Raw genomic sequence first — 23332 nt, 5'->3', positions numbered from 1 at the left:
CCCTTGTATGAAGTGGCTAGGCCGCGGCGATCCGCACGGGAATGGCGCTCTGCAGCGCCTGCCCGGTGATCGGATCGTAATCGACCTCGTCGCTGGTCAGACGGTTGGTCGAGCCACCCACCTCGCGGACATTGTGTTTGCCGGCCTCGCTGTCGCCGAAGGCATGCGCCATCGAGATCAGCCCGCGCCGAACCCGGTCGCTGGGCTTGGCAACCCCGTGGATCGAGGCGTGCGCGCTCGAGATCTCGATCACGTCGCCTTCCTTGATGCCCTTGGCCGCCATGTCTTCAGGGTGGATATAGGCGGGATTGGTGGTGACCTTGCGCCCGAGCTTCGCCAGCGGCTGGCCGATCGAGTTGAAGCGATGCTTGGACCGGCGCGAGATCAGGCGGAAATCGTATCCGGCGGCACGGGCCTCGTCGCGCCCGTATTTCTCGAGCTGCGCCGGCATGGCACCGGCGTTGAGGTCGAACCGGTATTGCTCGGCAGGATCGGCCGCCTCGACCACCGGGTGGATATCGTCATAGACCACGGCAGCGCCGTCCCGCGCGCGGGCATCCTTGCGCACCTCGCTCGGCTTGACCAGGCAGCCGGCGGTCATCAGGTCGAGGAACAATTCCTTGGGCGGCGGGCTGTGGCCGTCCATCGGAACCGGCCCGCCCATCAGCTTAAGCTGCACGCCGAGGCGCTTGGCGATGTGCCACATCATCTCGTATTCGTCGATCACGTCGCCGGGGGCCTCGACGACCGCCTCGGTGTAGCGGGCATAGGGCTGCTCGTGCCACCATTCGGACAGGTTGGTGATGTCCTCGCGCTCGAGGCACTGTTTGGGTGCGAGCACCACATCGGCGCGTTTCGCGCTGGCGCTCATCCACGGATCGATCTGGACGAATAGTTCGAGATCGTCGAGCGCGCGGCGCATCTTGAGCTGGTTGGGAAAGCCGACTTCGGGATTGCCTCCGACCGAGATCAACGCGCGGATCTGCCCTTCGCCCGGCGTGAGGATTTCGTCGGCCAGGACATTGCAGGGCATTTCGAACAACAATTGGCCGAGCCCGCGGAAGCGCGATTTGGCCATGCCCGGCGCGCCGAACATCTGCATGGGCGGACCGACCTGCGCGCGCTTGGGCGCCTGCGGTGTGGTGAAGACCCCGGGAATGGCGCATTTCTCGCCTTCCTGCTTGAAACGCGCGCACAGCGTGTTGAGGCAAGTGACGAGATATTCGGTGAGCGTGCCGTTGCCCGCCATTTCCGGCCCGGTCCCGGTCACGGCGCAGCCTTTCGATCCGTTAGCGAACATGCGCGCTGCGGCGACCAGCTGGTCCTTGTCCACTCCGGCGCGATCTGCGGCGACCTGGGGGGTGAAGGGTGCCACCGCCGCCTGCAATTCCTCGACGCCGTCGACATGCGCGGAGACGAAATTGCGGTCGTAGAGCTCTTCTTCGAAGATGACGTTGAGCATGCCTGCGAGCAGTGCGGGATCCTCGCCAGGCTTTACCGGCAGGTAGATGTCGGCGAGCGCCGCGACATCGCTTTCGCGCGGGTCAGCTACGATCAGCTTCATGCCCTCGGCCTGACGGTCGCGGATGCGGCGCGAGGGGCTGAACGGCGGCACTCCTCCCGGCGGCGAGTAGTGCGAAACCAGGGGATTGTTGCCGACAAGCAGCGCGACATCGGCCTCCGAGAAGGTATTGGTCCCGCCCATCCACTTGCCGTAGCGCGTGGTGGTGAAGACCTTGGCGGGCTGGTCGAGCGTGACCGAAGTGTAGAAATTGCGCGTGCCGATCGCCTGCGCCAGGCTGAGCGAGGCCGCCATGGCGGAGCTGTTCTGGTAGCCGCCCGAACCCATGAAGATGGCGACCGAGTGCGGGCCGTAAGTATCGATGATCCGGCGCAGCTCGCCGGAGACATGTCCCAGCGCCTCCATCATCGGGGTTTCATCGAATTCACCTGCCTCGTTGCGCACCAGCGAATGCCGCAGCCGGTGCTCGGCATTGTGCGAATCCGGCAGCTCGCGGCCCTTCAGGCAGGTATATCCGCCATAGGCCGGATCGTCGGGGTCGCCCTTGACCCTGATGACCTTGCCGTCCTCTACCTCGGCAATCATTGCGCAATTGGCGTGGCAAAAGCGGCAGAATGTGCGGTGTGTCTCGACGGGCATGGGGCGTTCCTCGATTTGATCCTGCCCTTATGCCCCCGCAGGCACCACCGGTTCGACGGTTACTTTTGCTAGCTGATAGGTCACCCCGCTTCCTGCACTAGTCGATGCAAGGAGCATTGCGATGACCCAACCCTTCTTCGACCACCCCTATCTGAGCGGGCACCACGCCCCGATGCGGATCGAGGCCGACGCACCGGATCTGTTCGTGCATGGCGAACTGCCGGACGACCTGGCCGGCATTTTCTACCGTAACGGGCCGGAATCGCTCTATCCGCCGATCGAGGGCGACTATCACTGGTTCGACGGTGACGGGATGATCTACGCCTTCGAGATCGCCGACGGCCGCGTGTCGATGCGCAATCGCTGGGTTCGGACCGAGAAGTTCGAGCTCGAGAAGGAGGCAGGTCGGCGCCTGTTCGGAATTTTCGGAAATCCGATGACCAGCGATCCCGCCGTTGCGGGCAAGCGTTACAACACCGGCAACACCAATATCATCGTCCATGGCGGCAAGCTGCTGGCGCTGATGGAAGGCGCGCCACCGGTCGAGATGGACCCGCGCAGCCTCGCGACCCGCGGGGAGGAGCACTACGGCGAAGTGGTCACGACCACTTTCGGCGCGCATCCGACGATCGACCAGACCACGGGCGAGATGTTCAACGTCAGTTCGATGATCAACGGGCCGATGGGTGCCAAGCAGATGCGCTATGACATCATCAATGCCGACGGGTCGCTGCAGAAAAGCGAAGTGCTAGACGTACCCCACATGGCGTTGCTGCATACGTTCTTCCTGACCGAGAACTGGGCGATCATCCCGGTCATTCCGATCGACACCGATATCGAACGCGCGCAGAAGGGCGGGCCGATGACCGCATGGGTCGAAGGTCGACCGACCAAGATCGCCCTGATGCCGCGCTACGGCAGCGCAGACGACATCCGCTGGTTCGAATACGAACCGCGGCACATGTTCCACGAGCTCAACGTGTGGGAAGATGCCGACGGCAAGATCATTGCCGATGTGGCGGCTGCGGATCGTACGGCTCTGTTCCCGAACGATCGGGGCGAGAAACGCACTCATGCCGAAACCATGCAGAACCTGCGCCGCTGGACGATCGATCCGAACGGCAACACCGGCTGGATGAAGGAGGAAGTGCTTAACGGGCGCGACATCCAGTTCCCGCGGCCCGACGACCGGTTGATGAGCCGCGCCTCGCGCCAGGCCTACGGCAACATCAATCTCCATTCGCGCGACGGACGGGTTGAGGGGATGGACGCGGTGCTGCGTTACGACACCCAGACCGGAGAAGAGGATATCTATCACTTCGGGGATGGCGCCTCCTGCGGCGAACTGATTTTCGCGCCGCGTCTCGGCGGGACGGAAGAGGGTGACGGCTATGCACTGACCCTCGTGCACCGCGCCAATGCCGCCACGAGCGAACTGGCGGTGTTCGCGGCCATGGATATCGCCAGCGGTCCGATCGCTACGGTCGAGATCCCTTTCCGCGTGCCATCGGGCTTCCATTGCAACTTCTACGCCGCCGACAGCGCGCTCTATCGCCAGGCGATGGGCAGCGCTTGACCCTCGACCTGCTCCCAAGGAGAATTCCATGCCGACCACCACCCGCCAATGGCTCTTGAACGGACACCCGCGCGGCCGCGGGATCGAAGATGGCGATTTCAAGCTGGTCGAGACCGAACTGGCCGATCCGGGCGAGGGCGAGATGCTGCTCGCGACGCGCTATCTCGGGTTCGACCCGGCGCAGAAGGGCTGGATGGAGAACATCGCCGACTATGTCGCGCCGATGCAGATCGGCGACGTGATGCGCGGTAGCGGGATCTGCGAAGTGCTCGAGAGCAACGGCGGCCGCTTCCAGAGAGGCGACTGGGTCTTCGGCACAACCGGCTGGACCGAGCATCTGGTGACCGATGGCAAGGAATTGACCAAGGTCGAAACCGAACTGTCGCCCACCGCGGTGCTGTCCGTGCTCGGCACGACCGGCGTCACCGCCTACTGCGGGTTGTTCAAGGTTGGGAAGCCTGTCGCTGGCGACACGGTGCTGGTGTCGGGTGCGGCAGGCGCGACCGGCTCGGTCGTCGGCCAGCTGGCCAAGATCGCCGGGTGCCGCGTGGTCGGCATCGCGGGCGGACCCGACAAGTGCCGCTGGCTGGTCGAAGAAGCCGGCTATGATGCCGCGATCGATTACAAGGCTGATGACGTAAAGGGCCAGATCAAGCAACATTGCCCGGGCGGCGTGGATGTCATCTTCGACAATGTCGGCGGCGCGATCCTCGACGACATGCTGGCCAATATCGCCACCGGCGCGCGCGTGGTGATTTGCGGCGGCATCAGCCGTTACGAGTCAGGCGGCAAGCCGATCGGGCCAGGCAACTACTTCAACCTGATCTTCCGCCGCGCGAGCATGGCAGGGTTCATCGTGCTCGACTGGGCAGCCGAGTTTCCCGCCATCCGCAAGCGACTGGAGGGGTTCGTCCAGGACGGACGCCTACAATATCAGGAAGACATCCAGGAGGGTTTCGAGAACGCGCCCGAAACCCTCAAGCGCCTGTTCGTCGGCAAGAATCGCGGGAAGCAGATGCTGCAGCTCTGACGCCGGTTAGAAGCCGGCCGTCGCCACCCCGGTCTCGTCATAGACCGGTGCTTCCGCGTCTACGCGATATTTCTTGCTGACGGCACCCGTCAGCCCGAACTGGCCGATGTGATCGCGCATTCCGGTATAGGCCGGATCCTCGAAATGCGCGGCGAGCGCTTCCTCGCTTTCCCATTCCTCGAACACGTTGATGCGGGTGGGATTGTTGAGATCGGCGCTCCAGTCGTAGTGGATGCACCCGTTCTCTGCGAGCGCAGCATCGATCCATTTCTGGGCGCTGCGCAGCGCCTCGTCGCGCTGTGCGGGGTCGAGGTCGATCTGGGCTGATATCAGGATCTTGGCCAAGCTTAGTCTCCCTTGGGATTGTATTCTGCAACGATACCGAACTTGCGATGCGTAAAGGCCCATTGCCCGTCGATTTTCGCCAGCCGGTCTTCATAGAGACCGCCGACGACGCGGGTGGTGCCGTCCTTCATGTGGAGGATTTCCTGCGTCTGGACGCGCGCGGTGGCGGTATCTCCGGTCACTTCGGTCATGCAGGGTACGCAGTGGAAGCTGACCGCTTCGATTCCGCTCATCGCCTGCTCCCAGAAGCTGACGATCGCCTCCCTGCCTTCGAACAGATTGCCGAAGAAATCCCAGGTCGCGTCCTCCGCCCACACGGTTCCCCACGTCCCTGCGTCCTTGCGCACCACGCCATCGGCATAGGTCCCGTTGAGTTCTGCGATCGATTGCCGGTCTTCGTGCGGTCCTCTGAACATGACTTTCTCCTTGTCGGCCTGCCTATCGACGAGACGGTGCCCCAGCGGCAATGAACACTTTTGGGAAGGGCGCGACCTCGCCGGTGCGCCTAGGGTGGGGCAAAGCTGGAGATGAGAGGACTATTCCATGGCGTTACTCGATGGGAAGAAGGCCGTAATCCTGGGTGCGGCGGGCAAGGACAATATGGGCCAGACGATCGCCCGACTCTTTGCCGCGGAGGGCGCTGAAGTCCTGGTGACTGGACGGCACGAGGAACCGCTCGCCGATCTGGCCAGCGAACTCGGCGGGCATTATGCCTTGTGCGACATCACCAACCACAGCGAGGTCCATGCACTGGCCAAGACGGCTGCCGAGAAGATGGGCCGGGTCGATGCGGCGATCAACGCCAGCGGCTGGGGGCTGCTCGCCAATTTGCTCGACACCACCCAGGAACAGCTCGATCAGATCGTGGCGCTGCAGTTCAAGGGCGTGCACCATTTCCTGCAGGCGTTTGTCAGCGTGATGAAGGATCAGGATCCGCAGGGCGGTTCGCTGATCTCGCTGTCGTCGGCAACCACCAAGGCGCTAATCAACAATCACGCGGCCTATATCGGCACCAAGACGGGCGCCGAGGCACTGATCCGTTGCGTCGCCAACGACTTCGGCCAATACGGGATCAAGGCGAACACGGTGTCACCCGCATTCACCGAAAGCCCCATGACCAAGGACAGTTTCGCCGTGCCCGGACTGGTCGATGCATTCCTGCCAAAATATCCCCTCGGTCGGCTCAACACCTCGCAGGACGTGGCCGAGGCCTGCGCCTGGCTGTGCAGCGACAGAGCCTTCGTGACGGGCCAGAACATCCAGCCCAATGGCGGGCTGACGCTGCGCGGTAATCCGCAGGCGGTCGATATCGAGGCCGCGGTGGGAGCGGCGATGGCAAAGCAGCAAGGCGGCTAGCGAACCGGTCCCCGCTGGGATTGATCCCAGTGGTCGATCACATATTTCGAATCCTTGAGGCCGAGCCCGCTGTCCTCACGCAACAGGCGGATCGCCTCGATCTTGGCATTGCGCTTCAGCGCATCCTCGATCTGCACCCGCACGGCAGGCGATAACGATCCGATGTCGAAGTCCGGCGGCGGGGCGAGGTCCGCGCGCTTCCTCCTGCCCAGCAAAAAGCCGGACAGGAACACTGCCGCGGTCCAGATAACGAATGACCAGTCGATTTCGCCCATCATGGGGTGACCTTACTGCGACCGACCAAGCGGGCAAGGATCAATACTGCGCTGTCCCGCCGTCGACGCTGATCGCGGCACCGGTAATCCCGCCGCCTTCGGGCGAGGCGAGCAGCATGGCGACTGCGGCTATCTCCTCCACGGTGTTGGGACGCTTGATCGCCGCTTCCGACGCGAACATCGCGATCATCTCGTCGAACTCCATGCCCATCGCCTTGGCCGTGGCGGGGCCGTTGTTCTTGATGATGTCGGTGATGACGAGGCCGGGGCAGATGCAATTGGCGGTGATGCCGAGCTCGCCGACTTCGCGCGCGAGCGACTTGGTCATCCCGGTCACTGCGTGCTTGGCGGCGGTATAGGCAGTGAAGACGGGCTTGCCGTGCTTCCCTTCCATCGACGACATGTTGATGATCCGCCCGCTCTTGTTTGGGATCATGGTCTTGAGCGCCCGGCGCGAAGCCCAGAAGGTCGAATAAACGTTCCACTTCATCGCCTCGTCGAAAGCTTCGTCCGACAGGTCGACCATCGGCTGAAGGTCGCCCGCGCCGCCGGCATTGTTGACGAGAATATCGACCGTGCCGAAGGCAGCGACGGTCTGATCGATGAAGCCCTCGACGTCCGCCTGGTTCATCACATCGCCGGCGATGAAGATCGCCCGATCACCGACCCCCAGTTCCTCGATCACTTTCGCGCCCTTGTCCGGATTGCGGGCAAACAGCGCGACCTTGGCGCCTTCCTTCAGGAACGCCTCGGCGATGCCGCGCCCCAGCCCCGCAGTCCCACCCGTAATTGCTGCGACTTTGCCTTCTAGTTTCATGCGCCTCTCCTTGCGTCCCCTCGGCAATAACCGCGAGCGCGCGCCTGTGCACCTCGTCAAAATGAAGGGCCAAAATGGAGAGTTGCCGCATTTGGCCGCGGGTCCATGACTGTCGGTCATGGAATCAGTCGATGTGATCGTGCTTGGAAGCGGGGCGGCCGGAATGGCAGCGGCGCTGGCGGCGCACGAAGCGGGCGCGAGCGTAACATTGCTCGAACGCGAGGCGCGCGTGGGCGGAACTTCGGCCGTTTCGGGCGGGGTGATCTGGGTGCCGGACAATCCGCGCCAGCGCGCTGCCGGGATGAGCGACAGCCGCGAGGAGGCGCTCGCCTATTTCCGCAGCCTCGATCACGGCGACCTGGTCGACGACACGCTCGAAGCCTTTGTCGACAAAGGCGGCGCGGCGCTTTCATTCCTTGAGGATATCGGTGCACTCAAGGTGGAGTTGCTTGATGGCTATCCCGATTATTACCTCGACCGGCCGGGCGCAAAGCCCGAGGGCGGCCGCGCGCTGGACCATGATCTTTTCGCGCTGACCGAACTCGGCGAATGGGCCGGGCGGATCTACGCGATCGAGGACATGAAGCCGATGATGCTGCGCGAGACTCCGCTCGGCGGCGGCACGGGCATCGTCGAAGAGTCCGAGATGGAGCGGCGGATTGCCGCACAGGAACGCGGCTTCGGCCAGGCCATGGTGGGCCGCTTGCTCAAGGCCTGCCTCGATCGCGGGATCGAACCGCGCACCGGCAGCGAAGTCGTGCGGCTCATGATGGAAGAGGGCCGGATTGCGGGCGTAGTACTGGCAGACGGCACCGCCTTGCACGCCGTCCAGGGCGTCGTGATCGCCACCGGTGGATTCGAGTGGGATGCCGAGATGCGCCAGGCCTTTCTGCGCGGGCCGATGGATGCGCCGGCTTCTCCGCCGACCGCTGCGGGCATGGGGCTGGCGTTGGCGATGGCGGCAGGGGCGAAGCTCGGCAACATGACGCAGGCGTGGTGGGCACCGACGCTGGCGCCGCCGGGGCGGAAGTGGTCGGGCGGTGAGCAGCGCGCCGAACCGGTGCTGATCGAGCGCACCGTTCCGCATTCGCTGCTGGTCAATCGCGCGGGTCAGCGCTTCTGCAACGAAGCTGCCAACTATTCGGCGCTGGCGGGCGCCTTCCACCAGTTCGACCCGCAGACCTACGATTATCCCAACCTGCCCGCATGGCTGGTGTTCGATCAGGATTATGTCGAGCGCTACCCGATAGGCACGCGTATGCCGCACGAGCCCGTGCCCGACTGGGTACCGCGCGCCGATACGTTGGGCGAGCTGGCCGGGAAGCTCGGCATCGAAGGCGAAGCCCTCGAAGCGACCGTCGCGCGCTTCAACGCCCACGCACGCGAGGGGCATGACCCCGATTTCCAGCGCGGCACCAGCGCCTACGACCATTTCTATGGCGATCGCAGCCGCGAGGGGACCGCCGTCACGCTCGGCGCGGTCGAGCGCGCTCCCTTCTACGCTGTGGAGATCCACATGGGATTGCTCGGCACCAACGGAGGGGCGCGCACCGATGGTGCCGCGTGCATCCTCGGCCATGACAGCAAGCCAATCCCCGGCCTATTCGGTGCCGGCAACGCCATCGCCTGCCCCACCGGCGGGATCTACGCCGGGGCAGGGGGTACGCTCGGACCGGCGCTGACCTTTGGCTATATCGCCGGTCGCAGCGCGGCGAACGCGAACGCCTGAGTCCGAATTCCCTTGACCGGTTGAAATCGAAATTCGCGTTCGCTGGCATTGACCACAGTCAATGCGATCGTCTGGGCCCCGCACTATCTTGATAGAATATCGCAACCAGAAGGTTGCGATCCCCCCAAGATCCGGAGCCCCCATGTATAAGAAGCTAGATTCGCCGCCAAATGTTCTGGCCTATTCCTTCTCGGGAAAACTTACAGCCCAGGATGTCGATGCAATATACGACGAGTGCCTCACGGCACTTCGAGAGCATGATCGAGTCAACGTCTTTGCCGAGGCGTTCGGAGATTTTGAATTCGGAGGCGAAGCCATCTGGCGCGACCTGACCCGTGTGCATGAGATGTTTGGCCATTTCAGGCAATTCGATCGCATCGCCTTCGTCGCCAAGCCCAGCTGGATTCAGAGGATTGCCCGACTTGAGGAATCGATCCTCGCATTCTTCGATTTCAACATGCATGTGTTCGATCCCTCGCAGCGCGAGTACGCGATGGCGTGGGCCAGAGGTGAAGTCGAGGATCGCGATGCACCCTCGGTACGCGAACTGCCGAGTGACGATCCGGACATCGCGATCTTCGAAATCGACGGAAAGATCCGCAAGCGCGACATGCAGGTCTCGAAGGAGATCCTGACGAGGTTTCTGGATGATCGCCAACCGCGCAAGCTAATGGCGATCGTCAAGGACTTCTCCGGCTTCGAAGTTGCTCTTCTTGCCGATCGGGAGTTGATCAGGATGAAGCTCGAAGCAGCCAAGCATCTGGATCGCTACGCCTTTGTCGGTGCTCCGAAGTGGCTTGAAGGTTACATCGATGCGATGGATGCGATCATGAAGCCGGAGATGAAGACATTCGACGCCGACGAGCGTGACGAAGCGGTCGCGTGGCTGAAGGAAGAGGAGCTTGTTGCCTAACCCGTTCGAGGATTGGGATCGATCTCAACCCCGCTTCGGTTGGAACTCGATGTGCAGTTGCTTGAGGCTGCGCAGCAGGAAGTGCGGGTGGTAGGCGAAGTCGTTCTTGCCTTCGGCAAACCACATGTCCTCGAACCGGTCGATCACTGCGGTGAAGCCCCAGGTCAGTTCTCGCCGGGCGAGGGGCGCGCCGAGGCAATGGTGCACGCCTGACCCGAAACCCATATGTGCGCCAGCCTTGGGCCGCTCGAGGTCGAGCTTCTCGGGGCATTCGAACTGCCGCTCGTCGCGGTTGGCGGCGGCGAAGCGGACGTTGACCATTGCGCCAGCAGGGATCGTGACATCACCGACTGCAATGTCTTCGGCAACGAAGCGCATCAGGCTCTGCACCGGGCTTTCGAGCCGCACCACCTCCTCGACGAAGGTCTTCATATATTTGTCGGGATCGCTCTTGAGCTGGTGCCAGACGTCCTTGTTCTCGATCAGCAGCTTCATGCCCGCGGCAAGCGCATTGGTGGTGGTCTCGCTGCCCCCGACGAAGGTGTCGGCCATCATCTCCGCGTGCAATTCATTGTCGGTGAGCGTGCGCCCCCAATCCTCGATCACCGTATTTACCAGCACGCTGATGAGCGAGCCATCGGGCTCTTCGCGCAGCTTCTCGAAAATCGGCTGAAAATAGTGCTGCGCCTCGATCTCCTTGTCGACCATCTCCATGTGCCGATCTTCCGGCAGCATGAACGAGATGCGGTGGAAGAAGGCCTCGGTCCAGCTTTTGATCCGCCAGATATCCTCGCGCTTCGCGCCCATCTGTTCGCCGATGATGTAGAGCGGCAGGGGGATGCAGAACTGGCTGACCCATTCGCAATGGCCATCATCCAGGAATCCGTCGATCAGTTCATAGGCAAGGTTTTCGACCTTGCCGTCGATCTCCTTGATCCGGCTCGGCTTGAACGCCTCGTTGAACATGGCGCGCATCTGCTTGTGTTCGGGATCGTCGCGGCCGTTGAGTGTCGCAGCGGGCAGCCAGCCTTTCTCCTCGAACCGTTCGGCGACAAGGCGGCCCCGCTCCATATCGGCTGCCGAGGCGCGAAAGCGGCCCTTGGGCGCGGAGCTCGGGAAGGCCTTCGGGTCGAGCAGGACGCGGCGCACATCATCGTACCGGGTGACGACATAGATGTCGGTGCCGGGGATATTGTAGGCAGGCGCCTCGTCGCGCAGCGTGCGGTAGGCGTCATAGGGGCATTGCTGCACCTCGGGATCGAACAGGTTCACCTGCAGTTGGGTCGCCACGCTTTCCTCCCGAAATTGCGAATGGGCTTGAGCCGAGGCTGCGCCGATAGTCACCCGATCACAACTCGCGGAAATGGGGAGAGAGTGCGATGGACCAGGCGCTGCAGGAATTGCTCGACCGCCGGCAGATCGAGGATGTCGTCGCGCGCTATGCCCGCACGCTCGATTGGCTCGACGACGACGGGCAGGCGAGCTGCTACTGGCCCGATGCCGAGATCGACTACGGTTTCTTCAAGGGCAAGGCGGCGGACTTCCTGCCCGTGGTGATGGACATCGAACGCGGATCGGACCGGCGCTGGCACATGCTCGGCGGCCTGATCGTCAAGTTCCACTCGGAAACCACCGCGAGCAGCGAATGCTACGGCATTTTCGCAGGGGCCCGGCGGCAGGAGGACGGGTCGCTGGCGGGCAATCTCTACGGCGGGCGCTACCTCGATGAATGGGAAAAACGCGCCGGAGAACAAGGTGATGAGTGGCGTATCTCTAACCGTCTCTACCTCGTCGACTGGCAAAGCGACCTGGTGAACCAGCCCGATTTCACGCCCAATCCGGATTTCCCCTTGCCCACCGCGCAGATCGCGGAGAGCGGCCACCCGCTCTATCGGCCGATGTAATCAGCCTTCGTTTTCGGGGTCCATATAGTCGCGATAATAGGTCAGCTGGCCGTTCGACACCTTGTAGATGCCGCATCCGCCGCGCGTTCCCTCGGGCGAATGCATCGTCCAGCGCGACCAGCACGAATGGTCGTCCCCGCAGATCTCGTCGACGGTGAAGTGGATTTTCCGCTCGCCCATTTCCTTGACCATGGTGGTCATGAAACCGAGGATCGCCTCGCGACCGCGGTGGGTGCCCCAAACCGGGTCCTCGACCACGGCATCCTCTGCGAACAGCGGGGCCAACTGGGTGTAGTCGCCGCTGTCCTGGATCTTCCAGAAGCGTTCGATCGTGTCCTGTGCGTCACCCGGCATTGCTTGTCTCCTAGTTCACTGCGCGGTCCTTGCCTTCCCAATAGGGCGCGCGCAGGTCCTTGCGCAGAATCTTGCCCGATGGGTTGCGCGGCAGGGCGGGAATGAAATCGACCGACTTAGGGCATTTGTAGCCCGCGATATGTTCGCGCGCATGGGCGATCACCTCGGCCTCGCTCAGTTCCTCGCCTTCCTTGACGACGACGCAGGCTTTTACTGCCTCGCCCCATTTCTGGTCGGGCACCCCGATCACGGCGACATCGGCCACCTTGGGGTGCGCGTAGATCGCGTTCTCGACCTCGGCGGGATAGACGTTCTCGCCGCCCGAGATGATCATGTCCTTCACCCGGTCCTGGATATAGAGATAGCCGTCCTCGTCGAGATAGCCCGCATCGCCCGTGCGCAGCCAGCCGTCGGCATCGATGGTTTCGGCGGTCGCTTCGGGGCGGTTCCAGTAACCCTTCATGTTCTTCGGGCTGCGGGTCGCGATCTCGCCGATCGTACCGGCGGGGACCGTATTGCCGCTATCGTCGATGATTTTGATCTCGACGTCCTTGAGCGGCGTTCCCACGCTCCGCATCTTGGGGCTGCCTTCGGGCACGTGGTCTTCCGGATCGAGCGTCACGATCGTGCCTGAGGTCTCGGTCATCCCGTACATCTGGACGAAGCCGCAGCCGAGCACCTCCATCGCCCGCTTCATCAACTCGAGCGGGATCGGCGAGGCGCCGTAAGTGATGTATTTCAGGTCGGAGAAATCCACCTCGTGAATGCGCGGGTGGTTGAGCAGGATCTGGATCGCGGCCGGCACCATGAAGATCTTGGAAATATTGTAGTTTTCGATCAGGTCGAGCGCCTGGGTCGGATCATATTCGGGCAGCACCACCGCCTTCGAGCCGCTGAAGATGGTGCCCAGCCCATATCCCGTCCCGCTGATATGGAAGCACGGCATGGCCAGCAGGGCGACCTCGCCCGGCACGGTCTTCTGCCATTCCATCAACTCGTCCTCGTTCCGGTCGTTCATGCGTGAGGAGAAGATCGAGCCGTGGGTGAGGATGGCGCCCTTGGGATGGCCGGTCGTGCCGGAGGTGTAGAGCTGGATGGCGTCATCCTCCACTGCGCACTCCGCCAGCGGGTCGCTATCCTCGAAACCGTCACGCCAGTCGGGATAGGAAGCGAAGTTCTCCTCCGGCCCCTGCGCGCCGAAAATCTTGGCGACGTGCTCAAGCTGGCCTTCGATATCGCCGACGAGTTCAGCGAAACCGGGGCCGACGAACAGGACCTTGGCCTGGCAATCGTTGAGGACATAAGCGACCTCGGGTCGGGCGAGGCGCCAGTTCACGGGTGTCATAACCGCGCCGAGCTTGGCCGCGCCGGCCATAATTTCGAAATAGAGATGTGAGTTCTTGCCGAGATAAGCGATCCGGTCGCCCTTCGATACGCCCAGCGAGGCCAGCGCATTGGCCGCCCGGTTGCTGCGGCGGTCGAGATCGCGGAAGGTCATCAAGTCGCCTTCGAATTCGAAGGCGACATCGTCAGGGATCTCGCGACCCTGATGGCGGATGATATCGCCGATGTTCTGTGGATCGTCGATGCTCGACATGCATATCCTCTCAGCTGGCGGCCCTTGGTCTAGGTCAGATCGCGCGCGCTGCCATTGGCACATTTCATAGCGGCGTCGCGGCGATACCGGGCTAGGGAAGGAGAATGGCCGAGACACAGCATCCCGAAGGTTTCAACCGAGCGCCCTTTTCGCCCGGGTTTCTCGATCATGGTGGACCCTATTACCTCAGAGCCAATGAGGGACGTCCGGCCACGGTGGCCCTCAGGATCGAGCCGCATCACATCAACTACCAGGATTCCGCGCATGGCGGGGTGCTGACGACCTTTGCCGACGTCGCGCTGAGCTATGCCGTCTACGATGCCGAGCGACCGCGACTAACCCCTTCGACGATCACGCTGACGACCAACTTCCTGGCCGCAGCGAAACTGGGCGACTGGCTGGAGGCAGAGGTGCAGATCGACCGCCTGGGTGGCCGCACTGCCTATTGCAGCGGAACCATCTTCCGGAATGGCGAAGCCATCGCGACGATGTCCGGCGTGTTTGCCTTCAGCCGAAACGGCTAGCCGCGCCAGCGCAGCACGACCGGCGTCGAAGGGTCGCGATCGTCGTGATAGCCGCAAGACCCCTCGGGCAGGCCAGCCAGATCGACACCCTCAACCTCGCGGAACTCGCGCCAGTCGTAAAAGCCCTCGCGGTGCTTGATCCGCCATGCGCCGCTTCGCTTCTCGAACCGGTCGACATAGCGCCCGGCAATGACGGCCGAGTAGGTCTTGCCCTTGTCGGGAAAGACGTCCGGCACCGGATAGCCCGCGGGTATCGTGTGCATCGCGGTCATATATGTTTCGGTGTGGCAGAGATCGTCGTCCTCGAACCCGAACTGGACCTGGCCAAGCTGGTGCTGGGTGGCGAGGCACGGGTCGATGATCGCGCGGGCACCGACGACAAAATCCTCCCAGTTCCCGCCGACGGTGCCGAAGCCGAATGTCGCATCGGGATGAAACAGGTTCTGCATCATGTCCCACCGCCGGCGGTCGACCGCATGGGCGTAGGCAGCAATCACATCGCGGATGGCTTCGCGGTCTTCGAGGCGCAGATTCATTGTTCGAGCTCCACGATCACTTTGCCGATATTGCCGCCGGTAAACAGCTTTGCATAGGCGTCGAGCGTGTTTTCGAGGCCCCGGGTGACGTCGTAAGGCATGGTCAGCGCGCCCGCCTCGACCCATTGCCTCAGTCGTGCGGTGAGCCGCTCGCCCTGATCCATGAAATCGGGCGAGAAAAAGCCTTCGATCCTGAGGCGACGCATCAGCACCTGGTCGAACTCCTGGGGCGCAGTGCGACTGCCCGAGGAATAGTCCGACACCAGCCCGCATACGGCAATGCGGCCGTAGTGGTTCATCCGGGTCAGCACGGCATCGAGCAACCGCCCACCGACATTGTCGAAATAGACGTCCACCCCGCCGATCCGGTCGAGTTGCGCGGCTACATCGGCCGCCTTGTAGTCTACCGCCCCGTCGATCCCGATCTGCTCGGTCAGGAAGCGGCACTTGTCGGCGCCTCCGGCAATGCCCCAGGACTTGCAGCCCAGCAGCTTGGCGATCTGCACGGCGAGGATGCCTGTGGCCCCGGCCGCGGCGGAGACCAGCACGGTTTCGCCTTCCTTCGCAGCGCCGGTTTGCTCGACGCCCCAGAGCGCGGTCCAACCGTTCATGCCGAGCGGGCCGAACCAGGCGCGGCGGTCCTCGACCGTGGGATCGAGCTTGATTGCGCCGCTCATCACCGGGTCGACCACGCTCAAGTCGCCCCACACGCCAAAGGCGCGGACGAGGTCGCCCTCGGCAAAATCGGGATGGCGCGAATGCGCCACCTCGCCCAGCACCAACCCGGTCATGGGCGCGCCGATCTCAAGCGGCGGCTGGTAGCCGTCGGTCCGGTCGGTCAGCCACATCCGCGTTCCCGCATCCATGGACAGCATCGCGTTGCGGATGGCGATCTGGCCATCGCCCGGCTCTGCAACGGGGGCTTCGACCAGCTTGAGCGCACCCGCGAAATTGGTGCCTTCGGGTCGCGCGTCGATACGCCAATAGCGGTTCATCATGCCCCGGTTTCTCCGTACCTGGCGACGCTACGGCAATGGGTCATTTCGCTAGGCAGCGGCGGCTATCATTTTGGCTCGGTGCGCATCCCTCGCGGACTTCCTAGGCTTCTCGCCAATCGAGGGAGATACTAACCATGGCACTCATCACTGTAATCGGGGCTTCGGGGCGCCAAGGGATGGCGCAGGTTCGCCAGGCGCTCAAGGCGGGCTACGATGTGCGGGCAATCTCAAGGCAGGCAGACCCCTTCGCGGGTGCACCGATTGAGGGAGTGGAGCGGGTCGAAGTCCGGCCGATGGATCTCTACGACCCCTCCTCCTATCGCGGCGCGCTCGAAGGATCGGATTACATTTTCTACACCCATCCTTTACAGGCGCGCGCCGACCGGGCGGTGCTGGTCGGCGATGTAGGCAAGGCGGCCGCCGAGCTGGGGGTCAAGCGGGTCGTCTGGAACACGTCGAGCTGGATTCCCGACAAGCCGGGCGATGCCTTCACCTATGCCGGCAACACGGCGGGGATCAACGCGCTGTGGCGCTCGGGCGCGCCGGGCACGGTGTTCGGATCGGTGCTGTTCATGGACAACCTCCTGACCAATTGGGCGCGGCCCTTCATCGTCAACGAAGGGCGTTACGTTTATCCGCACGCCCCGCATCTCGAGGCGAACTGGATCAGCCTCGACGATGTCGCGCGCTTCATGCTGGCGAGCCTCGAGCGGCCCGACATGGAGGGTGCCTGGCTCAATATCGGTGGGCCCAAGCGGATGCGCGGGCAGGAAGTGGCCGCGGTGCTTTCAAAGACGCTCGAAAAGCCGGTCGAATACGATCCCTGCACCCCGCAGGAGTTCGGCGATTATCTTGTGCGCGCGGCAGGCGACGACATGCCCGAGGAGATGCGCACGGAGTTCGCCGCCGGGATCGCCGCCTTCTACGAGTACAACAACACGGCGCCGACCAAGCCTTTCTCGGTCGATATGGACCATGTCTACGAACGCTTCCCCGAACTCGAGGGCAAGCTGGAGGACATGGAGGAATGGGCGGGCAAGCAGGACTGGGGCGAGAGCAATTTTCGTCCGGCGTTTGGTTAGGGTTCGCCTGAATCCCACCCCGTTACCTGCCGCCTGGAACCGGCCCTTCGGCGTTCGATCCAATTGCTGTCGTTGCCTTGATGCGGCAAAAGTCGGGCCATGGCTATGAAACCAGCTGATTCAGTCGAGGTTTTCGAGCGCATCTACCTCCCATCTGCTGGCAGAGAGGCGAGCCCGATCAGGAAATTGCTTCAGTCAGTCTGGGATTTCTACCGGAATGAGCGGCCGTCCGGACTGGCTGAAGTGGAAGGCGATATGCTGCTGTTCCAAAGCGGAATCTACGACTGGGGTTCAGGGCCATTCTTCGAAATCGACCTGACCCGGCAGTTCATAGAGTCGGTGAGAGATGTTGAGGAGGACGTCTACAGCCAGTTCCATCTCACATGTTACTACGCGCCAGACGAGAGACTGCTGGCGCTAGCACGCGAGAGTCGCTGGTGCGCAGACATGTCCGAACTCGAAGACTTCACGACCTGGGTCGAAGGCCATGGGGTGCTGTCTGCAGTGGACAATACGCCGCGTTTGAAGACTAAGATCTCGTGGGAGTTGATCTAGAAAATTACGCAGATCCGAACGCATGTGCGGCGTGTCATACCCAAACGCCTACTCCGCCGCCTGCTTGCATTCCGCGGCGAAGATTTCCTTGAGCTGCTCGTCGCTCGCATCGGTGAGCTTCTCGACCCATTGGTGGAAGACCTGCCCGCCGCGCTCGTTGCGGCCGAACAGCACTTCTTTGAGCATGCCCGACTGCAAAGCCTCGTGTTGCCGCTTGCCAGTGGTGTAGTCCTCGTCGCGCACCACCACTTCGAGAAAATCGAACTGTTCGCGTGCAGCCTTGATCTTGTCCTCGTCGTCGGGTTCGTGCTCCATCACATAGAACTGGGTGGTGTAGCTCTCGCCCACCGTGTCGCCCGGGAACAGCTGGCTGATCATCGCCCCGCGCAGCCCGCCGCCGTAGAAGCTGGCGATCGAGATATGTGGGAAGATCGTCCACACGCCTTGAACGAGCACCTCGTATGACAGGTCGTCATCGGCGACCGTGGTCAGGTCGAGTTGCATGTCGTCGTCGCTCGAGACCTTGACCGCGTACTTCGTCGGCGTCGACAGCCGCTGGTGCGGCCCCCAGGCGAAGTAGTTGGCCCGGTTGTAGAAATCGGCGCCGAAGGTGTTCGCGTGCAGAACGGGCAGATGGTAAAAATCGAGATAGCCGTCGTAGGCCGTCTTCCAGTTCGGGCCTGACAGGGTGCGCTGGCTGAACAGGTGCCAGCTCTCGAAGCCAAAGGCCTTGAGCAGATCGTCGTAGCCGCACAGGTAATCGGCGATGTCGAGCGTCGATTGCGGATCCAGCGTGGCCCAGATCAGCCCCGCGTTCTCGTAGACCGGGAAGCGCGTCAGGCACAGGGCGGCCTTGTCGACCGCGCCGAAATCCTGCGGGCTCGCAACCCCGACGAGCGTGCCATCGTTCTTGTAGGTCCAGCCATGATAGCCGCACATGAGGCGCGTGGCATTGCCCGTGCCCGCGGCGACGGGGTTCCCGCGATGCTTGCACATGTTGAGGAAGGCGCCGACGCTGCCGTCCTTCTGCCGGGTGAGCAGCAGCGGGACACCGCAGATGTCCATCGCCTTGTAATCGCCCGGGTTTGGTAGCTCGCACGAGGGCGCGACCATCAGCGGAAGGCGGCGGAAGATCTGCTTCTTCTCGCGCTCGAACAGCGCCTCGTCAGTGTAGCTCGAGGCTGGAATCCGAACGACGTCGTCCGCCAGTTCCATCGTGCCCGCTTCGCCATGCGCCACCAGCGACCGCGTCATGTCGATCAATTGCTGTCGTGACATCGTCTGTTCCCTCGCGCGTTTCTGTTTGCGTGCTGCATGATGTTGCGTGCGGCGCGCCGCGGCAATGCTCACTTTTGGATAGGCTCGCCAAACAAGTGCCGGAGCTCAAATCGATACGGGCGGACCTTGCGGCCCGCCCGTACCTCTCACCCCCCAGTGAGATCTGTAAGCCTAGAACTTGAAGCTCGCCTCGACATAGACCTGGCGGCCGCGGTTCTGCGAGATGATGATGTCATCCCCAGGGATCACGCCGACATCGGTTGGTCCGGGAAGGAACGGTCGACCACCAGCCGAAGTGACGAAGATCTCGTCGGTCAGGTTTACGCCGACCAGCGCCAGCTTCCACTTGCCATCCGCGTCGCCGATCGAAACGGATCCGTCAAACGTCACATAGCTATCCTGGATGAACGTAACGAGGCCATTGTTCGTGTGATAGCTATCCGAGTAGGCAGCGTTGCCACTCAGCCCCATCTCCATGGTATTTCCGACGGGAATACCCCAATCGAAGGCAAGGTTGCCGGACCAAGTTGGCGCCCTGGCGACGTCACGTCCGTCGAGGTCGATAGTACCGCCGACCAGAAACGTGTCCGTGAATTTCGCGTCGAGCCAGGCGATGTTACCCGAAAGGCTCAAGCCATCGGCCGGCGTGATCCAGTTCCAGCCGAGATCCACGCCCTTGGTCGTCACTTCCCCGGCATTCTGGGTGATGAACTGGATGTTCACAGCGTCGAAGTTCTGCACCTGCAGGTCATCGAAGACATAGTAGTACGCCGTTGCGTTGAGCGTCAGGGTGCGGTCGTTGAACTGCGACTTCACACCAATCTCGCCGCCGATCGCTGTTTCCGATTGGTAGATCAGGCCATTTGCAGCAGCCTCGCGGACGGCCGGATCGGGACTGCCGAAATCGAGCAGGGAGTTGGATGGAAGGGCCGAGTTATCGATGCCACCGGATTTGAACCCGGTCTTGAAGGAGGCGAAGATGTTCACGTCATCGGTCGCCTGATATTTCAAGGTCACTTCAGGGGACCAGTTGCTGTCGCTGAAATTGATCGGTCCCGAAAAGAATCCGCTCGGCGCGAAGCCCGAACCTGTAGGGATCGCATGCATGTACGGAATTGAGATGGTCTGGGTCTTGGTCTCGTCCGTCCAGCGCAGGCCACCCGAAAGTTCGAGCTGATCCGACAGGTCAATTACGACGCTACCGAAGAGCGAGTAGGCTTCCGTCTTGGTCGTGTGGACCTTGTCCCAGTCATAGGTAAAGCCGGTGACCGGATCGGGAATGATGAACGAGAAGTTCACCGCCTGCTGCGCGGTATCGAACACGAACTTGCGCCATTCGTAGAAGCCACCGAACATGAAGTTGATCGCCCCGTCGAAGTCTGACGCGAGGCGCAGTTCCTGGCTTACCTGCTGCAGAGTATTGCGCGGATCGCTTCCGCCGACACCGAAGGGCACGCCCGGGCCATTCGTGGCGTTGAGCGCCGGGAAAGGCAAGAGCGTGATCGGAAGCTGCGAACCCGCGGGGAATGGCGGCGAAGGGGCAGGCAGCGGCGAAAATGCCGGACCTATCCCGCCATAGGAGTAGATGTCGAAATCGACGGCATCCATATCGAGATAGCCGGTGACCGAGGTCAGCGTCAGGTAATCCGTTGCATCGAAGTCGAACTGCAGTCGCCCAAAGAGCACGTCGGTTTCCCCAAAGGGAACCCCATTGCGCCCAGCCGCTTTCGACGGCGTTGGCACCCCGCCGGACAGCGCCGGTGCGGCATCGGGGAGGAAGTATTTGCCGTCAAAGGCGTTGCAGTCATATCCCGCAGGAATTGCAACGGGCGATGGAGCACCAGCTCCGGGATTGCCAAACAAGACGATCGGGTCAGCAATTCCGTTTGCGCCGCAGAACAGGTCCGAGTGCTGGATCGCGCCGTCATTCTCGTTGCGGACATACTGCAGCTTGAAATTACCGGTGAAACGATCATCCGGCTCCCACGCCAGCGTGACGCGACCGACGAAATTCTTCATGCCACGCGAATCGCCGTGTGCCGTCGGCGTGCCGTCCTGAAGTTCCACGTAATCCTTGATGTCGTTGTACTGCGCCGCGACCCGGATGCCGACGGTGTCGGAAATGGGGCCCGAGATATAGCCCTGGATGGTGTATCCCTTTTCCTCGAATTCGTAGGACGCCTTGCCCCCGATTTCCCAGGTCGGCGTGGGATTGGCCGACTTGATCGAAAACACGCCAGCCGATGCACTCTTGCCGAAAAACAGCGACTGCGGGCCCTTGAGCACGTCGATCTGCTGGGTATCGAAGAAGCCTGCCTGGACGAGACGCATCGAGGACACCACGACTCCGTCGAAGTCGAAAGCGACGGCCGAATCGAACGCTGCGGAGATATTTGACGAGCCCACGCCGCGAAGGGAAAGCTGGCCGCCTGAACCTGAACCGCCGACCTGGACGTTGAGCGTCGGCACGCGGTTGACCACGTCCGCCACTTGGTCGACATTGTATTTGTCGAGCAGCTCGCCACCCACGCTGGTGATCGTTACCGGGACTTCCTGCAGCGTTTCGACCTGCTTGCGGGCGGTGACCAGGATCACCGGCAATTCGTTGACATCTTCCTCCGCGGCTTCGTCTGCATCCTGGGCGAATGCCGTGCCCGGAGTAAGGGCAAGGGCAGCGACCGCGCCGCCTCCCATGAGAATAGACCGTGTTCGACCGAACAGGCCGCCAGATGGATTCCGGGTGTCAATCTTGGTCATAGTCGCTCTCTCCCAAAGCGGCCGGTCGTTGCTCTCCCGTGCCGGTCGTCCCTTAGGCCGGGGAAGACAATCCCAGGCCATCGTGCAATGTTATGGTGAGGCCCCTCGGCACTCATCTAGCAAAAGCGCTAGGCGGTTCGCGGCCATGCGACATATTGGCCACAGACGCTGCGGGCCGTAACGTCATTCGGCGGCTTGCCGCTCTTCCAGCATCTGCCTGGTGCGCGGATCGTTGGGCCAGACCCAGTCCTCTCCGATCACCTGCTCGATGCGCAATTCTTCGGGCACATTGTCGATTCCGATCATCCGGTCGCAGGCCTGGTGGAAGCTGTAGATGCGCGCCTCCTGGTACGAAAGCGGGACGCTCCGGAAGGCAGCGCTTTGCATCGACTGCTGGATTGCCTCGCCGAATTGCGTGTCCTCGAGGATGATCGGGCTCATCTGCCGCCCGTTCGGCTGGCTATCTTCGGGCACGGTCCACAGGTCCGGCGCGGGGCCGTCGCCCCAATCGAGCGCCATGGTGACGAGTTCGAGCCGGGTGGTGGTGAGCGATGTCGGCCAGAATACCAGCGGCGGCACGAAGTAGTTCGACAGCGGCGAGACCCAGTTGGGAAACAGCGTGTAGCTTTGCGTGCAACTGCGCCCCAGTTCGCCGACGGTTTCGATCTGCTGCCATTCCGGCGGGCTGTCGATGGCACGAACATGTTCGCGGTCCGTCTGGCGTGGAGGCGGCGCGATCATGCGCGCATGACCGCCCGGATACATGGTGTTGAGGTTGCGCTTGCTGTCTACCAGCGGCGCAACGGTGGTCGGATGGATGAAGGGCACATGGTAGACCTCCATGTTAGCCTCCATCGCGACTTTCCAGTTGCAGTTGAGTTCGAACGAATGGCGCGCCGCGAGCCGGATGCGATCGAAGGCGAATTCATCCCATTCCCGCGCGATCGGCCCCAGCCAATCGAGCAGGCTCGGCGCATCGGGATCGAAATTGACGAAAATGACCTTGCCGAACATATCGCACCGGACTGGCAGCAGTCCGCGGCAGCTCATGTCGAAATCGGGTGGGAAATCCTGTCGCTCGGGCACCCCCACCAGGGTTCCGTCGGTCTTGTAGGTCCAGTTGTGATAGCCGCACATCAGTCGGCTCGACTTGCCCCGATCTTCGGTCACGACGGGTGCACCGCGATGTCGGCACGTGTTGTAGAAGGCGCGCACCACGCCATCCATGCCATGCACGATCACGATCGGGTCGCCCGCGTTGTGCCAGCGCATGTAGCATCCCGGCTCGGGTATTTCGTCGAGATGCCCCGCGAACAGCCAGCTCTTACGGAAGATGTGCTCCTGCTCGAGCGCGTAGTATTCGGGGCTGGTGTAGCGCGCCGCAGGCATGTCGGGCAGCGTGGGGAATCCCTCGGGCGGTGCATCGCGCCCGGCTTCCCATTCCATCAGGGCCTTGATCCTTTCGACCTCAGCCGGTTCCAGCATTGCACCTCTCCCTGTTCCGCAAGCTAAACCCGCAGGCGTGCTTGGCGACTGACATTTTCG

The 23332-nt window shown here is 62.5% G+C and carries 22 protein-coding genes; 9 read left to right on the top strand and 13 right to left on the bottom strand.

The annotated features are described in order from the left end of the window. Positions 1–16: 16 nt before the first annotated feature. On the bottom strand, positions 17–2161 hold the full coding sequence (locus tag P7228_RS01070; RefSeq protein ID WP_278016379.1) for a molybdopterin-containing oxidoreductase family protein: 2145 nt from the start codon (positions 2159–2161) through the stop codon (positions 17–19). 121 nt (positions 2162–2282) lie between these two features. On the opposite strand from P7228_RS01070, the gene P7228_RS01065 reads away from it, so the two are divergent. Both P7228_RS01065 and P7228_RS01060 read left to right on the top strand, forming a co-directional pair. Further along, positions 2283–3737, top strand: coding sequence for a carotenoid oxygenase family protein (locus P7228_RS01065; RefSeq protein WP_278016378.1), 1455 nt, complete (start codon positions 2283–2285; stop codon positions 3735–3737). A 28-nt stretch (positions 3738–3765) separates the two neighbouring features. Next, positions 3766–4767 carry an NADP-dependent oxidoreductase gene (locus P7228_RS01060; protein WP_278016377.1) on the top strand — a complete coding sequence of 334 codons (1002 nt, stop codon included), beginning with the start codon at positions 3766–3768 and terminating at the stop codon, positions 4765–4767. Positions 4768–4773: 6 nt separating this feature from the next. On the opposite strand, the gene P7228_RS01055 is transcribed toward P7228_RS01060, so the two are convergent. Together P7228_RS01055 and P7228_RS01050 are read right to left on the bottom strand one after the other, a co-directional pair. Beyond that, entirely contained in the window at positions 4774–5112 is a 339-nt protein-coding gene (locus P7228_RS01055; protein WP_278016376.1) for a putative quinol monooxygenase, read from the bottom strand. Positions 5113–5114: 2 nt separating this feature from the next. Next, positions 5115–5528 (bottom strand): nuclear transport factor 2 family protein, encoded by a 414-nt coding sequence (locus tag P7228_RS01050; RefSeq protein WP_278016375.1) that lies wholly within the window; start codon positions 5526–5528, stop codon positions 5115–5117. A gap of 127 nt (positions 5529–5655) precedes the next feature. Between P7228_RS01050 and P7228_RS01045 the strand changes: the two genes are divergently transcribed. After that, positions 5656–6468: an SDR family NAD(P)-dependent oxidoreductase gene (locus tag P7228_RS01045; protein WP_278016374.1), complete on the top strand. Its 813-nt coding sequence runs from the start codon at positions 5656–5658 to the stop codon at positions 6466–6468. Here the strand turns inward: P7228_RS01045 and P7228_RS01040 are convergent. Both P7228_RS01040 and P7228_RS01035 read right to left on the bottom strand, forming a co-directional pair. Further along, positions 6465–6746 (bottom strand): hypothetical protein, encoded by a 282-nt coding sequence (locus P7228_RS01040; protein ID WP_278016373.1) that lies wholly within the window; start codon positions 6744–6746, stop codon positions 6465–6467. The genes P7228_RS01045 and P7228_RS01040 overlap by 4 nt on opposite strands. A gap of 37 nt (positions 6747–6783) precedes the next feature. Beyond that, a complete protein-coding gene (locus tag P7228_RS01035) occupies positions 6784–7560 on the bottom strand; it encodes an SDR family NAD(P)-dependent oxidoreductase (protein ID WP_278016372.1) in 777 nt (258 codons plus the stop codon). A 118-nt stretch (positions 7561–7678) separates the two neighbouring features. On the opposite strand from P7228_RS01035, the gene P7228_RS01030 reads away from it, so the two are divergent. Both P7228_RS01030 and P7228_RS01025 read left to right on the top strand, forming a co-directional pair. Beyond that, complete coding sequence (locus tag P7228_RS01030) at positions 7679–9289, top strand: FAD-dependent oxidoreductase (RefSeq protein WP_278016371.1); 1611 nt, start codon at positions 7679–7681, stop codon at positions 9287–9289. Between the two features lie 142 nt (positions 9290–9431). After that, positions 9432–10202 (top strand): SpoIIAA family protein, encoded by a 771-nt coding sequence (locus P7228_RS01025; RefSeq protein WP_278016370.1) that lies wholly within the window; start codon positions 9432–9434, stop codon positions 10200–10202. Positions 10203–10226: 24 nt separating this feature from the next. Here the strand turns inward: P7228_RS01025 and P7228_RS01020 are convergent, their stop codons facing one another. Continuing rightward, on the bottom strand, positions 10227–11492 hold the full coding sequence (locus tag P7228_RS01020) for a cytochrome P450 (protein ID WP_278016369.1): 1266 nt from the start codon (positions 11490–11492) through the stop codon (positions 10227–10229). Positions 11493–11581: 89 nt separating this feature from the next. Between P7228_RS01020 and P7228_RS01015 the strand changes: the two genes are divergently transcribed. Next, entirely contained in the window at positions 11582–12106 is a 525-nt protein-coding gene (locus P7228_RS01015; RefSeq protein ID WP_278016368.1) for a nuclear transport factor 2 family protein, read from the top strand. On the opposite strand, the gene P7228_RS01010 is transcribed toward P7228_RS01015, so the two are convergent. Both P7228_RS01010 and P7228_RS01005 read right to left on the bottom strand, forming a co-directional pair. Then, on the bottom strand, positions 12107–12460 hold the full coding sequence (locus tag P7228_RS01010) for a nuclear transport factor 2 family protein (RefSeq protein ID WP_278016367.1): 354 nt from the start codon (positions 12458–12460) through the stop codon (positions 12107–12109). A gap of 10 nt (positions 12461–12470) precedes the next feature. Then, positions 12471–14057 (bottom strand): fatty acid--CoA ligase, encoded by a 1587-nt coding sequence (locus P7228_RS01005; RefSeq protein WP_278016366.1) that lies wholly within the window; start codon positions 14055–14057, stop codon positions 12471–12473. A gap of 104 nt (positions 14058–14161) precedes the next feature. On the opposite strand from P7228_RS01005, the gene P7228_RS01000 reads away from it, so the two are divergent. Further along, positions 14162–14581 carry a PaaI family thioesterase gene (locus tag P7228_RS01000; RefSeq protein WP_278016365.1) on the top strand — a complete coding sequence of 140 codons (420 nt, stop codon included), beginning with the start codon at positions 14162–14164 and terminating at the stop codon, positions 14579–14581. Here the strand turns inward: P7228_RS01000 and P7228_RS00995 are convergent. Further along, positions 14578–15117 carry a nuclear transport factor 2 family protein gene (locus P7228_RS00995; protein ID WP_278016364.1) on the bottom strand — a complete coding sequence of 180 codons (540 nt, stop codon included), beginning with the start codon at positions 15115–15117 and terminating at the stop codon, positions 14578–14580. The genes P7228_RS01000 and P7228_RS00995 overlap by 4 nt on opposite strands. Continuing rightward, on the bottom strand, positions 15114–16115 hold the full coding sequence (locus tag P7228_RS00990) for an NADP-dependent oxidoreductase (protein ID WP_278016363.1): 1002 nt from the start codon (positions 16113–16115) through the stop codon (positions 15114–15116). The genes P7228_RS00995 and P7228_RS00990 overlap by 4 nt, the downstream gene beginning before the upstream one ends. A gap of 134 nt (positions 16116–16249) precedes the next feature. Between P7228_RS00990 and P7228_RS00985 the strand changes: the two genes are divergently transcribed. After that, positions 16250–17197 (top strand): SDR family oxidoreductase, encoded by a 948-nt coding sequence (locus tag P7228_RS00985; protein ID WP_278016362.1) that lies wholly within the window; start codon positions 16250–16252, stop codon positions 17195–17197. Positions 17198–17296: 99 nt separating this feature from the next. Beyond that, a complete protein-coding gene (locus tag P7228_RS00980) occupies positions 17297–17752 on the top strand; it encodes a hypothetical protein (RefSeq protein WP_278016361.1) in 456 nt (151 codons plus the stop codon). Between the two features lie 48 nt (positions 17753–17800). Here the strand turns inward: P7228_RS00980 and P7228_RS00975 are convergent, their stop codons facing one another. The 3 genes from P7228_RS00975 to P7228_RS00965 all read right to left on the bottom strand — a co-directional run bounded on the left by P7228_RS00975 (position 17801) and on the right by P7228_RS00965 (position 23272). After that, complete coding sequence (locus tag P7228_RS00975) at positions 17801–19030, bottom strand: aromatic ring-hydroxylating oxygenase subunit alpha (protein WP_278016360.1); 1230 nt, start codon at positions 19028–19030, stop codon at positions 17801–17803. Between the two features lie 171 nt (positions 19031–19201). Further along, entirely contained in the window at positions 19202–21787 is a 2586-nt protein-coding gene (locus P7228_RS00970) for a TonB-dependent receptor (protein WP_278016359.1), read from the bottom strand. Between the two features lie 183 nt (positions 21788–21970). Beyond that, a complete protein-coding gene (locus P7228_RS00965; protein ID WP_278016358.1) occupies positions 21971–23272 on the bottom strand; it encodes an aromatic ring-hydroxylating oxygenase subunit alpha in 1302 nt (433 codons plus the stop codon). Positions 23273–23332 lie beyond the last annotated feature (60 nt).

Source organism: Altererythrobacter sp. CAU 1644, from assembly GCF_029623755.1.
Lineage (GTDB): Bacteria > Pseudomonadota > Alphaproteobacteria > Sphingomonadales > Sphingomonadaceae > Erythrobacter > Erythrobacter arenosus.
The sequence above is the reverse complement of the archived record's forward strand: the minus strand, read 5'-3'. Positions and strand labels throughout refer to the sequence as shown.